12 protein-coding genes and 2 tRNA genes are annotated in these 14,676 nt (G+C 65.4%); 5 read left to right on the forward strand and 9 right to left on the reverse strand.

Translation table 11 applies throughout. From position 1 onward, the window contains the following. Nucleotides 1–31: 31 nt before the first annotated feature. From ASE70_RS01005 to ASE70_RS01015, 3 genes are all read right to left on the reverse strand, one after another. Nucleotides 32–1,429, reverse strand: a complete 1,398-nt coding sequence (locus tag ASE70_RS01005; protein WP_056500428.1) for a glucoamylase family protein — start codon at nucleotides 1,427–1,429, stop codon at nucleotides 32–34. 73 nt (nucleotides 1,430–1,502) lie between these two features. Next, nucleotides 1,503–4,484, reverse strand: coding sequence for a TonB-dependent receptor (locus ASE70_RS01010; RefSeq protein WP_056500431.1), 2,982 nt, complete (start codon nucleotides 4,482–4,484; stop codon nucleotides 1,503–1,505). Continuing rightward, on the reverse strand, nucleotides 4,481–5,509 hold the full coding sequence (locus tag ASE70_RS01015) for a LacI family DNA-binding transcriptional regulator (protein WP_056500434.1): 1,029 nt from the start codon (nucleotides 5,507–5,509) through the stop codon (nucleotides 4,481–4,483). The genes ASE70_RS01010 and ASE70_RS01015 overlap by 4 nt, the downstream gene beginning before the upstream one ends. A 169-nt stretch (nucleotides 5,510–5,678) precedes the next feature. Between ASE70_RS01015 and ASE70_RS01020 the strand changes: the two genes are divergently transcribed. Together ASE70_RS01020 and ASE70_RS01025 are read left to right on the forward strand one after the other, a co-directional pair. Beyond that, nucleotides 5,679–7,964: a glycoside hydrolase family 3 N-terminal domain-containing protein gene (locus ASE70_RS01020; RefSeq protein ID WP_056500438.1), complete on the forward strand. Its 2,286-nt coding sequence runs from the start codon at nucleotides 5,679–5,681 to the stop codon at nucleotides 7,962–7,964. 213 nt (nucleotides 7,965–8,177) lie between these two features. Further along, a complete protein-coding gene (locus ASE70_RS01025) occupies nucleotides 8,178–8,414 on the forward strand; it encodes a hypothetical protein (RefSeq protein WP_056500440.1) in 237 nt (78 codons plus the stop codon). On the opposite strand, the gene ASE70_RS01030 is transcribed toward ASE70_RS01025, so the two are convergent. Together ASE70_RS01030 and ASE70_RS01035 are read right to left on the reverse strand one after the other, a co-directional pair. Further along, on the reverse strand, nucleotides 8,351–9,169 hold the full coding sequence (locus ASE70_RS01030; RefSeq protein ID WP_056500443.1) for an IclR family transcriptional regulator: 819 nt from the start codon (nucleotides 9,167–9,169) through the stop codon (nucleotides 8,351–8,353). The two genes, ASE70_RS01025 and ASE70_RS01030, sit on opposite strands and share 64 nt — an antisense overlap. A 28-nt stretch (nucleotides 9,170–9,197) precedes the next feature. After that, nucleotides 9,198–10,073, reverse strand: coding sequence for an ROK family protein (locus tag ASE70_RS01035; protein WP_056500446.1), 876 nt, complete (start codon nucleotides 10,071–10,073; stop codon nucleotides 9,198–9,200). A gap of 169 nt (nucleotides 10,074–10,242) precedes the next feature. On the opposite strand from ASE70_RS01035, the gene ASE70_RS01040 reads away from it, so the two are divergent. The 3 genes from ASE70_RS01040 (at nucleotide 10,243) to ASE70_RS01050 (ending at nucleotide 11,535) form a co-directional block, all read left to right on the forward strand. Further along, entirely contained in the window at nucleotides 10,243–11,268 is a 1,026-nt protein-coding gene (locus tag ASE70_RS01040) for a LacI family DNA-binding transcriptional regulator (protein WP_056403409.1), read from the forward strand. Nucleotides 11,269–11,333: 65 nt separating this feature from the next. Then, nucleotides 11,334–11,409: transfer RNA gene (locus ASE70_RS01045), tRNA-Ile, on the forward strand. Between the two features lie 49 nt (nucleotides 11,410–11,458). Next, nucleotides 11,459–11,535, forward strand: a tRNA-Pro gene (locus ASE70_RS01050). A gap of 103 nt (nucleotides 11,536–11,638) precedes the next feature. Here ASE70_RS01050 and ASE70_RS01055 read toward each other — a convergent pair. The 4 genes from ASE70_RS01055 to ASE70_RS20945 all read right to left on the reverse strand — a co-directional run bounded on the left by ASE70_RS01055 (nucleotide 11,639) and on the right by ASE70_RS20945 (nucleotide 14,643). After that, complete coding sequence (locus ASE70_RS01055) at nucleotides 11,639–12,811, reverse strand: winged helix-turn-helix domain-containing protein (protein ID WP_056500449.1); 1,173 nt, start codon at nucleotides 12,809–12,811, stop codon at nucleotides 11,639–11,641. A gap of 57 nt (nucleotides 12,812–12,868) precedes the next feature. After that, complete coding sequence (locus tag ASE70_RS01060) at nucleotides 12,869–13,993, reverse strand: metallophosphoesterase (RefSeq protein ID WP_056500459.1); 1,125 nt, start codon at nucleotides 13,991–13,993, stop codon at nucleotides 12,869–12,871. Between the two features lie 109 nt (nucleotides 13,994–14,102). Beyond that, complete coding sequence (locus ASE70_RS01065; protein ID WP_327196817.1) at nucleotides 14,103–14,324, reverse strand: hypothetical protein; 222 nt, start codon at nucleotides 14,322–14,324, stop codon at nucleotides 14,103–14,105. Then, the gene (locus ASE70_RS20945; protein ID WP_327196818.1) at nucleotides 14,230–14,643 is read right to left on the reverse strand and encodes a DUF3253 domain-containing protein; all 414 of its coding nucleotides are present in this window, start codon (nucleotides 14,641–14,643) and stop codon (nucleotides 14,230–14,232) included. Before ASE70_RS20945 ends, ASE70_RS01065 begins: the two co-directional genes overlap by 95 nt. Nucleotides 14,644–14,676: the final 33 nt, after the last annotated feature.

Below are 14,676 nucleotides of genomic sequence, written 5' to 3' on the forward strand. Positions count from 1 at the left end.
CGCACCCGAACTGCCGTCCGCAGCGCGATGCTTAGGCCAGCCAGCCACCGGTGAAGCCGGCCCGTTCCAGCCCGCGCCGGATATTCGGATTGCGCCGCATCACTTCCCAGATCATGCCGCTGCGTTGATTTTCGATCATCAGCACGATCGGTCCCTGATCGATGCCCAGATAATCGCCATCGACCCAGCCGACGCCGGGTACGATCTTGCCGTGTTTCAGCGGGTCGTCGGTGCGGGTCAGCGTCGGATTGAATGCGTCGAGAAAGCCGTATTTGTCATAGATGCCGGCACCATAGCGTGCATGCATCTTGCCGATCATCGGCGTGACGATGTCGGGGGCGAAGGCGATCGATCCCAGCGCCGCCGTCGGGGCCAGCGTGCCGTCGTCGCGTTCACCGGGACCACGTGCCGAATAGCTGAAGAACTCGCGCTCGCGGCCATCGATCGTCACCGTGAAATCGCCGGGGCCGTCGCAGGCGGTCAGCCCCCAGCAATCGTCGCCATAGCCGACCTTGCCGCCCGGATTCTCCTTGGCATAGGCGCGCTGTGCATGGGTCGCGCGACGGCTGTTCTCGAAATAATCGATGCCCTTGGACGCGATATAGGGGTCGCGGATGCTGCGGAAATCGACCCAGACATGGCTGTATTGGTGACCGAACATCGGCGCGAATTGCAGATGCGGCTCGCCCCAGCGATTGCCCCAGCTTCTTTCGAATTTCTGCGTCAGTGCGCCCCAGGTCGCGGGCGGCAGCGGATGTGTCGGGCTGGCTAATGCCAGCACGTACAGGATCATGCCTTCGTTATAGCTATCCCAGTCGGACCGGATGAAGCCGCTTTCGGGATGCCAGCCCATCGAGACGAAGGGCGCACGCGGCACGATCCAGTCCCATTCGACCGCGCGATAGAGCCGCTCGGCCAGATCGCGGATGCGCGCTTCCTGCGGGTCGGCGCGATCGAACCAGCTCTGCGCAAACAGCACGCCGCCCAGTAGCAGCGACGTGTCGATCGTCGACAATTCGCATCGCGCGAACCGCAGTCCCTTCGTCACGCCGAGGAAGTGGTAGAAAAAGCCCTTATACCCGCTGAACCCGGTTTCGCCGTCGCCCTGCGGCGCAGCGGCAAGGAATTCGAGCGTGGCGAGCGTGCGGGCGCGATGCTGTTCGCGGGTGATCCAGCCATGTTTTTCGCCGACGCCATAGGCCGTCAGCGCAAACCCGACCGCCGCGATCGACGCGAAACTGGGGGTAGGCCAGCGATCGGGTGCAAGGCCGGTCGCAGGATCGGTAGTTTCCCAGAAAAACCGGAACGCCCGCTGCTGCACATCCGAAATCAGGTCGGGCGTGGTCCCGGAGCCGATCCCGGTCCGTGCAGTGCACCCGGCGACGAGCGCGGCGGTGCTGGCGGCAAGGAAATGGCGGCGATCGATCACGGGCAAGCCCCTTTGCGGCATACGAAATTGCCGGGACAGGCGCGGTGCCTGTCCCGACAGGGGAGGGGGAGGGTTAGAAGCGGTAGCCGACGCGGAACTGGATGCGCCGCGGCAGGGTCAACAGGTCTCGCCCGATCCGTGCCGGGTCTAGGGTATCGACCGCACGCCCGGTTTCAGGGTTGATCTGGTTGTTGAAGAAATCATCGAAGCCGGAGAAGTTATTGTTGTTGAACGCATTGAGTAGATCCACTGCGATTTCGGTTTCGCCACCCAGGATCTTCAATTTGTTCGCGAGGGTCAGGTTGACCTCGCAGAAGGCGAAAACGCCCTTGAGGCAGTTTTCGTTGGGATACCGCGCGCTGAATTCGTTGAAACCGGAAGTTGCGCCATTGGTGCCGTCGGTCACCCGGAACGCTTGGCCGCTACCAAAGGTGCTGAGAGTAGAGAACTGGAACCCCAACGGCAAATCGACGATACCGGACACAACGACACGGTGACGTTCGTCGCCGTTGCGCGGCCGCCATCCGTAATCGTCCGGCGTAACGGCGTCGAGGCTGAACAGGTCGCCGCCATTCTGCTCGCCCTTCGAGAGCGTGTAGGCAATGTTAACGCCCCAGCCCGAAGTCTGGGTGTAGGGCTTGTCTGCCGTTACGTAGATCGCCTTGTATCGGGTATCCAGTCCGTCGAAGCCTATCAGCGCGTTGGAGAAGCCGAACGGGACCAAGGGCGAAGTATCGCAACATGGGCCAATTCCACCATTCTGCCGGGTCGCGAACAGGTTGGTGTAGCCGTTGCGACCACGTTGATATGACCCCGTCACCGACACCTGCCACGGACCCAGCTGCTGACGGACGCCGAGGCTGACCTGGTCGTTGACCGGCGGCTTGGTGTTATTTTTTACCGCGAACAATTCGGGCGCACCGCTGGTCGATGTCGCACGCAGTTCCAGCAACCCTTCGCGCGTCAAATAGCGCGGATCCCACAGGACTGTTTGCAGGCCGTTGCGCGGCTGGCCATCGCGTGAAAAGCGGAAGACGCCGATCGGGTTGATCGTGCGCGATTGTTCATCGACGGTATTATTGAAGTTGTTGCGATCGTAATAGCGTCCGAAGCCACCAAAGATGACCGTCGTTGCATTGTCGAAGACGTCGTACGAAAAGCCGAAGCGTGGTGCGAATGCGCCGGCGAAGGGTTTACGGTTTTCGCCCGTGCTGATGTAGTTTTCCGGGTTGAAATAGCTGGTTACGGGTAAGGCACGCAGCGCAGCGGCCGCGTTGGCGGAGGTTACGAAATCATTATTGTTGCCGTTTGTTTCGTAATCCCAGCGAAGGCCGAGGTTCAATTGTAGCCGATCGGTTACGTCCCAGTCATCTTGAACATAGAAGCCAAGTTGAGTGTTCGATCCGCGAACCGTACCATTTCCCAAGCCCAAACGAGCTTCCGCTGGGAAGGTGAAATTGGTGTCGTTCGCCGGATTCGTATTTGGATTCTCGACTGTATCAATCCGGAAGGTGTAACCCGGTTGCAGAAAGGCAAGGTTCGAGAATTCGATATCGGTCACTTCGACCCGAGCGCCAACCTTGATCGCGTGGTCGTCGAAACCGGTATAGGTGAAATCGTCACGGAGTGTGTAGCCCTGCTGAATTTCCCGTCGGGATGCTTCCCGGCCGCCGAACTGAATAACCGTATCGTAGTTGAAGCTTGACTGCTGCGGGTTCAATGAGGTCGGGCTGAAGTTGTAGTTGAGATAGTTTAGATTAGCCTCGTTGATGAAATTGTCGCCTCGATACGTCCATTTCAGCAGATACGTTTCGACGGTGTTGCGCTTGTTTTCCGCAAATTCGTAAGCGACGTTACCACCGAAGCCTTGGATGTCGGTCTCTTCCCGGCGGCTGTACGACAAATCGAACGTCTGAGCATCGTCCGGCGTGAACGTCAGCTTCCCGAAGTAGAAATCTGCCCGGAACGGGCTGACGAAATTACCTTCGAATTCACTGATCTGCCGACCGGATGCGGCTTCGAACGCTCTGATATTGTCTACCGTGCCGGTAGAATCGACGATGAATGCACGATCCTGATCGTTGCCTTCGTAAGTTCCGAAGAAGAACAGCTTGTCCTTGACGATCGGACCGCCCAGTGAAACGCCGTACTGTTTGCGTTCGAAGGCTGGCTTGGCACGATCGTTACGGCGATCGAGGAAGCTGCGTTCGGTCAGGCCACGGTCGGTATATTGGCCGAACGCTTCGCCATGGAATTCATTGGTGCCCGATTTGGTGACGGCAGTGATGATCGCCGAACCGGCCTGTTCGTACTCGGCCTTGTAGTTCTGGGTCAGGACGCGGAATTCCTGGACCGCCAACTGGCCGAACGGGTTGCCGCGGCTGTTCTGCTGGCCGGCGACCCCACCTTCGCGCAGCTTGTTCTTCAGGCTGACGCCGTCGATGAACACGTTGACCTGGGATGCGGTCGAGGCGCCGGCCTGAATGCCCTTGTTGGTTTCGCTGTCATTGTAGCGAACGCCGGGAGCGAGCGCCGCGAACGACAGGAAGTTGCGATCTGTCTGCGGCAGGGTGCGGAGTTGTTCCTGCGTCACGTTGGTCGCGATTTCGCTGGTCCGGCTTTCGATCAGGCGGCGGCCGGTCACGACGATCGTATCGTCGCCAGTGGCCGCGACCGTCTCGTCTGGGGTTCCCGGCGCGGCAGCCGCGCCCAGCGTCACGTCGAGGCTTGCCGCCTGCGCGATGCCGACAGTGACTTCGCTGGTCGCGGTTTCGCCACCGGGACCGGTCACCGTGATCGAATAGCCACCGGCACGAATGCCATTCAGCGTGTAGCGACCGGTCGTATCGGTCGTCGCGCGATAGGACTGGTTCGTACCGGTCGAGGTGGCGACGACGGTCGCGCCACCGACGACGGCACCGGCGGCATCGCGGACGGTGCCGCGCACCGAAGCTGTCGTGGTCTGCGCCAAAGCGGGTGCCATCGGCACCACCACCGCACCCGTCGCCAGCGTCGTTGCGGCGGCGAGTGCCGCGCGGAACATCATATTCCTCATGCGTATATTCCCCTTGCTTCCCGGTTTTCCGGGTCTTCCCTTGGTGAAGTCGTCTCGCGCACGATCAGGGTCGGTGCGCGAAGTTCGATGCTGCGGTCGTCCGCACCGCCGATCCGGTCGGTCAGGCGGGCGATGGCGCGTGCGCCCAGGTCGGCGATGTCGATGCGCAGCGTGGTGAGCGATGGCGAGATCAGTCGGGCGAGCGGCACGTCGTCGAACCCGGCGACCGCGATCCGGTCGGGCACCGCCACTCCGGCGCGCCGCAATCCCATCAGGACGCCGATCGCCATCATGTCGTTCGCAGCGAAGACGGCATCGACGTCGCGCCCCTCCCGAACGAGCATTTCGGCGAGGGAGATGCCCGATTCTTCGAGGAAGGTGCCGCGTTCGACCATGGGTTGCAGCCCGGCAGCGGCGATGCCGTCGCGGTAGCCGGTCACCCGTTCCTCGGCATCGATATTGCCGATCGGACCGGCGAGATGCAGGATGCGGCGTCGTCCGGTCGCGACCAGATGATCGACCATCGCCCGCGCTCCGCGCGCATTGTCGATGCGCAGTTCGGGGCGCGGCTGGTGATGCGGCGCGCAGTTGACCAGCACCACCGGCACGCCGGTCGGCAGGTGCGCGAACAGCTGATCGGGGTCGATGTGCGGGGCCATCACCACCATGCCGTCAACCCGCCCGCGCATCGTCCGCAGCGCCTCTACGCCGCGCGCCGGATCGGCATGCATGTTCGACAGCAGCAGTTGCAGGCCGCGCGCCGACGCCTCGCGGTCCATGCCGCGCAACAGTTCGGAAAAGAATTCGCCGTGCAGGTCGGGCAGGACGACACCGATCGCATTCGACCGGGCGAGGCTGAGGGAGCGCGCACCGGCATGCGGCACATAGCCGAGCCTGGCCGCCGCCACCTCGACCCGTTCGCGCAGTTCGGCGCGGACATTGTCATGGCCGTTCAGCACGCGCGACACCGAAGCGACGGACACGTCCGCCGCGCGAGCCACATCGCGGATGGTGGCGTTCGCCATGCTGGTTCCGTTCCACTCCCATATCGTCGCGCCCGTCGCGACGAATCCGTCGGCTTGCGGCCGATCGCTCTTGATGTAACCGGTTACATGATCTTAAAACGCGCTTCAACTACAGATTCGAAACACAAGCGCGCCGGTTTCGTTGCGCCAACGACACAGAGGGGATCGCATGGAAGACATTCGCATTTCGCGACGGGCCATCATGATGGGTGCCGGCGCGATCGCCGCGTGGAGCGCCTCTCCGGCGCGCGCCTTGCTGGCACAGACGGGCGATCGGCTGCCGACATCGGTCGAAACGCTCATCGGGCAGATGACCGTCGAGGAGAAAGCCGGACAACTGACGCTGATGGCGGCGGCATGGGCGGGCGGTGCGGCGAATGCGCTCAATCCGATCGGCACGACGGCGACGTTCGACGAACAACTGGCGCAGGTCCGTGCCGGGCGGCTGACCGGCGTGTTCAACGGCAACGGTGCCGACATGGCGCGCCGGATGCAGACCGTCGCGATGAAGGAACAGCGGCTGAAGGTGCCGTTGCTGTTCGCCGCCGACATCATCCATGGGTTCCGCACCGTCTTTCCGATGCCGCTGGCCGAGGCGGGGACGTTCGACGCCGATCTGGCCGAACGGACCGCGCGCGCGGCGGCGGTCGAGGCGTCGGCGGCCGGTATCGACTGGACCTTCGCGCCGATGGTCGACATCGCCCGCGACCAGCGTTGGGGTCGGGGGATCGAGGGGGCAGGGGAGGACCTGTTGCTCGGCAAGACCATGGCCGATGCGCGGGTGCGCGGCTTTCAGGGCCGGCGCGGCCTGATGGCCGACGATGCGGTCGCGGCCTGCGCCAAGCATTTCGCCGCCTATGGCGCGGGCGAGGCGGGGCTCGACTACAATAGTGTCGACGTGTCCGAACGGACGCTGCGCGAGACCTATTTTCCCCCGTTCCAGACGGCGTTCGCGGCCGGGGCACCGACGACGATGGCGTCGTTCAACGAATTGTCGGGGGTACCGGCGACCGCCAATCCGTGGCTGCTCGACACGATCCTGCGCAAGGAATGGGGGTTCGGCGGGCTGGTCGTGTCCGACTATACCGGCGACGAGGAACTGATCGCGCACGGCTTCGCCGCCGATGCGCGCGACGCGACGAAGCTCGCCTTCCTCGCCGGTGTCGACATGTCGATGCAGTCGGGTTTCTATCTCAAGCACCTCTCCGATCTGGTCGCGAAGGGGGAGGTCCCGATGCAGCGGCTCGATCAGGCGGTCCGCCGCGTACTCGCGCTGAAGGTACAGCTCGGTCTGTTCGACAATCCGTTCCGCCGTATCGATCCGCGCCGCGAAAAGCAGCGCGTGCGCACGGCCGCCCATCTGAAGCTGGCGCGTGAGGCGGGCGCGCGGGCGATCGTCATGCTCAAGAATGACGGCGATCTGCTGCCGCTGCCCAAAACGGGCAAGCGCATCGCGCTGATCGGACCGTTCGTGCAGGGGCAGCGCGAGCTGATCGGAACGTGGAACGTCTATGGTTCGGATGCGGAAGCGGTCGACCTGCTGACCGGCGTCCGCGCCGCTGTCACCGATCCCAAACTGGTCACTGCCGTCGACGGATCGGGCATCACCGATGCGATCCCCGGCGGAATCGAGGCGGCGGTGATCGCGGCGTCACAGGCCGATATCGTCCTGCTCGCGATCGGTGAATCGCAACGCATGTCGGGCGAGGCGCAGTCGCGCGTCGATATCGGCATTCCCAAGGCGCAACTCGATCTGGCGGAGGCGGTGCTGGCGACCGGCAAGCCGACCGTCCTCCTGCTGCGCAACGGCCGGGCGATGGTGCTCGACAAGCCGGTCCTCGACGCGCGCGCCATTCTGGTGACGTGGTTTCTCGGATCGGAAAGCGGCCCGGCGACCGCCGACATCCTGTTCGGCGATGTCGGTCCGTCGGCGCGCCTGCCGGTCAGCTTCCCCTATGCGACCGGGCAGCAGCCCTATTATTATGCGCACAAGACGACCGGTCGCCCCAATCCGCCGGGGCCGCTCGCCGACTACAAGGCGCGGTACCGGGAGGGGCCGAATGCGGCGCGCTTCCCGTTCGGGCACGGGCTGACCTATGGCCGGATCGCCTATAGCGATCTCGACCTCGGCGATGGGCGGCTGAACAGCGACGGCGCGCTCAAGGTTCGGGCGCGGGTGACGAATAGCGGGACCCGGGCGGCGACCGAAGTGGTGCAGCTTTACATCCACGACGTCGCCGCCAGTATCACCCGGCCGGTGCGCGAACTGAAGGCGTTTCAGCGCGTGGAATTGGCACCGGGTGAATCTAAGGTCGTCGAATTCACCCTGCGGGCGAATGATCTGCGCTTCATCGGAGTGCAGAACCGGCCGGTGGTCGAACCGGGCAGCTTCCGCCTCTGGGTAGCGCCGTCCGCCGAGGCGGAAGGCGTGAATGGAAGTTTCGTGCTGGCGTAACCCTGCTCCCTCTCCCCATCCGGGTCTCACGAAAGTATTACTTTCGTGGGTCCCTGCCAGGGGAGAGGGCCGGGGAGAGGGGCGCAATCAGCGACAGGGCTCATGACTGCCCCTCTCCCAACCCTCTCCCCGCAAGCGGGGAGAGGGCTTTTATAGCGCACCCACATCGCCCACCGACGCGTTAACCCCTTCCCGAAGAAGGAGAAGCACGCGATGGCCGACGACAAACAACCCAATCAGGCGGTGGGCAGCAGCAGCGACACCGCCAAGCCCGATGGCGTCAACACCGCACCCGGCGGCGGCGAGTCAGGCGGTGGCGCCTATCCCAATCCGCACGGCGCCAGCGAGGAAGGCCGGTTCGACGGTGGACAGAGCCTGAAGGACTATCACGGCAGCGAAGGCGGCAAGGAAAATGAAGCTGCCGGCACTGAAGGATCGGGGTCGGCATAGCCCAGGTCGCGGCTGATCGCCCGCGCGGTCGCTGCGACCTGCGGGCCGATCGCCGCGACCTTGTCCGGGGTCAGATATTGCGCGGCGGTGGCGATGCCGATCGCCGCGACGATTTCCCCGGACACGTCGCGGATCGGCGCGGCGATCGATCGGATGCCGTCATTGCCGACGCTGTCGTGGATCACATGGCCGCGCGCGATATCGGCACGCATGTCGGCGACCCACTGGTCGATCTTCGCTCCATCGTCGGCACCGGTCGCGCGGTACAGCCGGGCAAGGCCGTCGTCGCGCTCGTCGAACAGCAATGCCTTGCCCAGCCCGGTTTTTGCCACCGGCCGCCGGTCGCCGGGGCGGGTCGATACTTCCAGCCGCTGTCGTCCCGCCGCCCGGTCGAGGTGAAGCGAATGATCGCCATCGCGCCGCCCCAGAAAGACGCATAGCCCGGTGTCGGCCGACAGCGCCTCCATGCGCGACCGCGCCACGCGGACCAGGTCGATGCGCCGATGCGCGGTGAACCCCAGTTGCAGCAACGTCGGCCCCAGCGTCAGCAAGCCGCGCTCGGCCTGCGCGACATAGCCGCGCTCGACCAGCGCCGCCGCCAGCCGGTGCGTCGTCGTCCGGCTCAGACCCAGCGTACGCGCCAGTTCGGCGACGCGCAGCGGCTCGTCGCGCAATGCCTCGACCAGATCGAGGCCGCGCATCAGCGTCTGCGTGCCGCGCGATGCGCCGGACGGTTCCTCGGTGCTGTCGTTCATCGCGCGAACTGTGGATCAGCGCGCGACGTTACGCCAGCGCGTCTTGCGCCATCACCAGCGTACCCAGCGGACCGGCCTCTTCGCCCAGCGCCGCCGGGACGATCCGCACGTCGATCGATCCGGCATCGACGAAGCCCAGATAGCCGCCCAGCGCGGCGACGACCCGCTCGCGCACCATCGGCAGCACCTGCTGCTGGCCCAGCCCGACCCCGCCGCCGACGATGATCCGGGCAGGGGAGAGGGTCAGGAACAGCGTCGCGAACGCTTCGCCCAACGCATCGGCGACGTCGCGCCATGCCGGATCGTCGGCCGGCAGCAGATGCGCCGGTCCGCCGGTTCGCGCCGCGATCGCCGGCCCGCTGACCAGCCCTTCCAGGCAGTCGCCATGGAACGGGCAGGCACCGGCAAAGGAATCGTCTGCGCGACGGCGAACGCGGATATGTCCCGCTTCGGGATGCATCATGCCGGTGACCGGTCGGCCGCCGGCGATGATCCCCATGCCGACGCCCGTACCGACCGTGACGTACAGGAAGTCGGACAGGCCGACCCCGGCTCCGAACGCGCCTTCCCCCAGCGCCGCGCCGGTGACGTCGGTATGGAATGCGATCTTGTCGAACCCCTGCGCCAGCGGGGCGACGATGTCGGCACCCGCCCAATGGGGTTTCGGGGTCGGCAGCATGATGCCATCGGCGACCGATATCGGCCCGAAACTGGCGATGCCGATCGCGGCGGGGCGATGTTCCTGCCGCCACTGCGCCAGTTTCGCCGCGATCGCGCCCAGCGTTTCGTCGGGGGTGGTCGTCGGTACCCGGAACCGGTCGATGATCTCGCGACCGCGCCCGACCACCGCGATCGATTTGGTGCCGCCCAGTTCCACACCGGCCACGATCGTGTCGGAATGCATTCGATCTTCTCCCCCAAGTCGGCCGGCGTTGTGCCGCACTCATGCCCGATATCGCAAGTAAACTGGCCGTACCCAATCCGCTATCGTCTTTCGCAATCGTTTGCAACATTGGAATACGGGCAGATATTTTGCTGGCGGATCGCGAGTTTTTGTTCGTACAAGCAGCGGCATGGAGCAAGATTCACACAAGGCGCGGGTGCGAACCATTGCCGATCTGGCGCGACTGGCCGGGGTGTCGCCGGGCACCGTGTCGCGCGCGCTGGCCGGCAAGTCGCTGGTGAATGCGGAAACACGGGACCGGATACAGGCGCTCGCCACCGAACACAGCTTTCGCCCCAACCAAATGGCCAGCCGGTTGCGGACCCAGCGTACCGGGGTGATCGGCGTGGTCGTGCCGCTCGGTCATGAACGGCGACAGCATTTGTCGGATCCGTTCTTTATGACGATGCTGGGCTTTCTGGCCGACCGGCTGACCGAGGACGGCTATGACCTGATGCTGTCGCGGATCATTCCCGACGCGACCGACTGGCTGGAACGGATCGTCGATTCAGGGATGATGGACGGCGTCCTGCTGATCGGCCAGTCGGATCAGGTCGATACGATCGAACGCGTCGCCCGCCGCTATCGCCCGCTCGTCGCGTGGGGCAGCAGCGGTCTGCCGGGGCAGGTGCATTGTGCGGTCGGGACCGACAACATCGCCGGCGGCCGATTGGCCGGCGAGCGCCTGATCGCGCGCGGCGCGCGGCGCATCGCCTTTCTCGGCGAACTGCGCGCCCCGGAAATCCGCCAGCGTTACGAAGGGGTTGCATCCGCCACGGCGGCGGCGGGGATCGACCATCCGCCGATCCAGCTCGACACCCATCTCGCCTCCGACATCATGGTGCAGGAAGTGACCGCGCATCTCGACCGCGTCGGTGGCGAGATCGACGGTATCGCGGCAGCTTCGGACGTGATCGCGCTGACGACGCTGCGGGTGCTGGCCGATCGCGGCATCCGCGTGCCCGACGACATGCCGGTCGTCGGCTATGACGACCTGCCACTGGCGCTCAGCGCGATGCCGCGCATCACGACGGTGCGACAGGACATCGCCCGCGGTGCCGATGCGATGGTGTCGGCGCTGTTCCGCCGCATCGCCGGTGAGGATGCACCGTCGGTCATGATGCAGCCGGTTCTGGTCGAACGCGACTCCGCATAAAGGGCAGGGGCATCAACGCCCTTGCGCAGGCGTGGGCGGCGACGCTATCGCTGCGCCCGCAGGTGGGGCCTGTAGCTCAATGGTTAGAGCTGGCCGCTCATAACGGCTAGGTTGCGGGTTCGAGTCCTGCCGGGCCCACCAAATGCCTGCTTGCGTCGCGGCCGATACCGGCCTAGGCGCAACCCTCCGTCGGGGAGTGGCGCAGTCTGGTAGCGCGCCTGCTTTGGGAGCAGGATGTCGCAGGTTCGAATCCTGTCTCCCCGACCACCTTATAAAATTTGCGGATTTCGCGTCGCCAACTCGTTGATCGGGAACCGTTATATCCATCGGCGGCGATGGCGTGAGATTGCCGAACCGCAAACTGCGCGGTTCAACCGGGGCGGACGACCTCGCCGACGCGTACCGTCGACAGGCCGAGCCATATCGCCATCCGCTCCAGTTCGACTTGCAAGCGGCGCAAGCTATCGTCGGGCGCACCGGGTTCGAGCGTGATGCGGTGCGCCAGCAACACATCTGCTTGCCGGTCCGCCTTCAGGTCGACCCGCGCGACCAGCGCCTCGTCCAGCAGGAAGGGCAGCACGTAATAGCCGTGCGTTCGCCGGTCCTGCGGCACGTAGATTTCGATCCGGTAGCGGAAACCGAACAGGCGTTCGGTGCGGCTACGCTCCCAGATCAGCGGATCGAATGGTGCCAGCAACGCCGCCCCGCGCACCCGCCGCGGTGGCGAAGCGTCGCGATGGCACCACGCCTTCTGGCTCCAGCCCTCGACACGGACGGGGACCAGCACGCCGTCCTCCGCCAGATCGGCGATGGCATGATCCGCCTCGCCGGGTTTCAGCCGGTAATAGTCGCGCAGGTCCACCGCGGTCGCGATGCCGAGCGCCCGCGCGCTACGCTCGATCAGCGCGCGCTGCGCCTCGGCGACGGTCGGCGTCGGCATGGCGAGAACGGCGGGCGGCAGGACCTTTTCGGGCAGGTCGTAGACCCGCGCGAAGCTGCCCCGCCGTGTCGTGGTCGTGATCCGGCCCGACCAGAACAGCCATTCGAGGACATGTTTCGTGTCGCTCCATTCCCACCAGCCGCTGCGGCTCGAACCGTTCTCGAACTCGGCGGCGGTCAGCGGCCCCTCTGCGGCGATGCGGGCCAGCACCGCGTCCGCTTCGCCCCGGCGTTCGGTCGCGAAGCGGCGCAGCGCCCGATAGCCGATCTCGCCCCGCTCGGCGCGCGCCATCCGCCACCGCAGGAGTGGATGCAGGTCGAGCGGCAACAACGACGCCTCATGCGCCCAATATTCGAAGAACCGGCGCTGCCGCTTCGGACCCCAGGCGGCCTGTTCGAGCAGCGATCGGTCATAGCCACCGAGCCGTGAGAAAGCCGGCAAATACTGCGCACGGGCGAGGACGTTGACGCTGTCGATCTGGAACAGGCCGATGCGATCGGCAACCTTGCGAAGGTGCGCCGCCGTCGTCGGTACGGGCTGTGGCCGACCGAACCCTTGGGCCGTGAGGGCCATGCGTCGCGCATCGGCCAGCGAGATGGTCATGCGGGGACGATGGTCGTGGTTGGGCGCTATCGTCAATCCGGTGACCGCATCCATCCGTTACGGCTTTGCGCGCAAGGTGAAGCGGGTCATCTCCGATGGCACGCCGAGGCGAAGCGCGAACCCCGGCCACAGCCCCGTGCCGTTGCTGACGTACAGGGTCATGTCGCCGACCCGATAGCGGCCCGCGACGAAACCCCCGTTGGCGCGGGCGACGAGCCGATCCAGACCCATCATCATGCCGCCATGCGTGTGGCCGGACAGTTGCAGCGACACACCCCTCGCGGCGGCGTCTAGCGCTTGCCGCGGTTGATGATCGAGCAGGACGATCGGCGCATCGGTCGGTGCGCCGCGCAGCGCCAGCCCGAGGTCCGGGCCGGCCTCACCCACGCTCGGGGCGGACAGATCGGTCACGCCGGCGACGACCAGTTCAGCACTGCCGCGCCGGATGACCATATGGGCATTGGGCAGCATCCGGAAGCCGAGCGCGGTCAGGTGTCGCATCCATGCCGCATAGTCGAAGAAATATTCGTGGTTGCCCGGGATCGCCCAGATGCCGTCCGGAGCCCGAAGCGCGCGAAGCGGCTCCACGTCCTTACGGCGCATATCGACCGAGCCATCGATGAAGTCGCCCGTAACGACGATCACGTCGCTGCCCGCCGCGTTGGCGCGGGCCACGACGGCGCTGGCCCAGGCTCCGGGAAACAGTTTGCTGATGTGAAGGTCGGTCAATTGAAGGATGCGATACCCTTCGAATTGCGGCGGCAGGCCCGCGATCTCGACCGCGACGTCGCGGATCGGCGGGACCCGGACCGCATTGGCGACCGCGATCGCGCTGGCCACCGACGCCAGACCGATCGCGCCATATCGCGCGGCATCCGGCAAGCCCACGCTTTGCCACCGGACGGCCGCCGTCGTCAGCAGCCCGAGATCGAGCACGATCTGAACCAGCCACAGCAGCACCAGCGCCCCGAACGCCCAGTTGAAGAGGATGACGACCGGGCGCGGGAATTCGGGGGCGAAGACCGAACCCGAGGACAGCCTGCTCCACAGGTGATATTGCGATATGACGAGCAGGAGCAGCGCCACGACGACCTTGCTCCACAGCGGCAGCGCCAATGGCCACAGGGTGCGGGACGCGACGTAGATCGCGGGTATCAGGAAGACGAGGAAGATGATCGACATCCTTCAAGGCGCGTCGGCAGGCAATCTGCCCGGGATCGTACCGCTGTAGCGCCGCTCGCCGCGCGATGCGACTGGCGATCGCGAACGGCCACCTGCCGGACGCAGGGCATCAATGTTCGGTAAGCTCGGCGATCTCGAAATCGAAGCCCTTCCAGCCGTGCCGCCGCGCGGCCTGTTCGGTCAGCGCCTCCTTGCTCGCCGCGTCCCGGACGGAGGTGGCGTGTCCCCAGAAGACCTCAGTCTTGCCGTCGTGCAGGTGCGCGACGATGCGCCAGTAATGGGTGAACGGCGCGGCGGTCGGACCGATCGTCTTCACATAGCCGTCGGCCATCGTCGCGGTCAGGTAGCGCTTCTTTTTCGCCATGTTCGCAGGGTAGCGTATCGCCGATCGGTGCGGGAGAGGGCAGGCCTGATTCGTCGCCCGAACGGCCGATCCGGTACGGTCCCGATCGCGTCGCCAACGGCTTCCCCTTCCAGCTCAGCCGCACCGATCCGTCGCGGACCAGCCCGTCGACCGCCGCGTGGACCGACGGCATCATACTGCGCCAGTCCTCCGGTGACAGCGCACGTGCCACCTCGCTCGGGCAGATCGTCGCGCCTGCCGCGCGCCGCGCGAGAAGGTCCAGCGTCGTGGCGCGTGCGTCGGTCATCTTGACTACGTCGGTCGCGTACGCCTCCCGGTC

Source organism: Sphingomonas sp. Leaf22 (assembly GCF_001421715.1).
In the GTDB taxonomy this organism is placed as follows: Bacteria; Pseudomonadota; Alphaproteobacteria; order Sphingomonadales; family Sphingomonadaceae; genus Sphingomonas.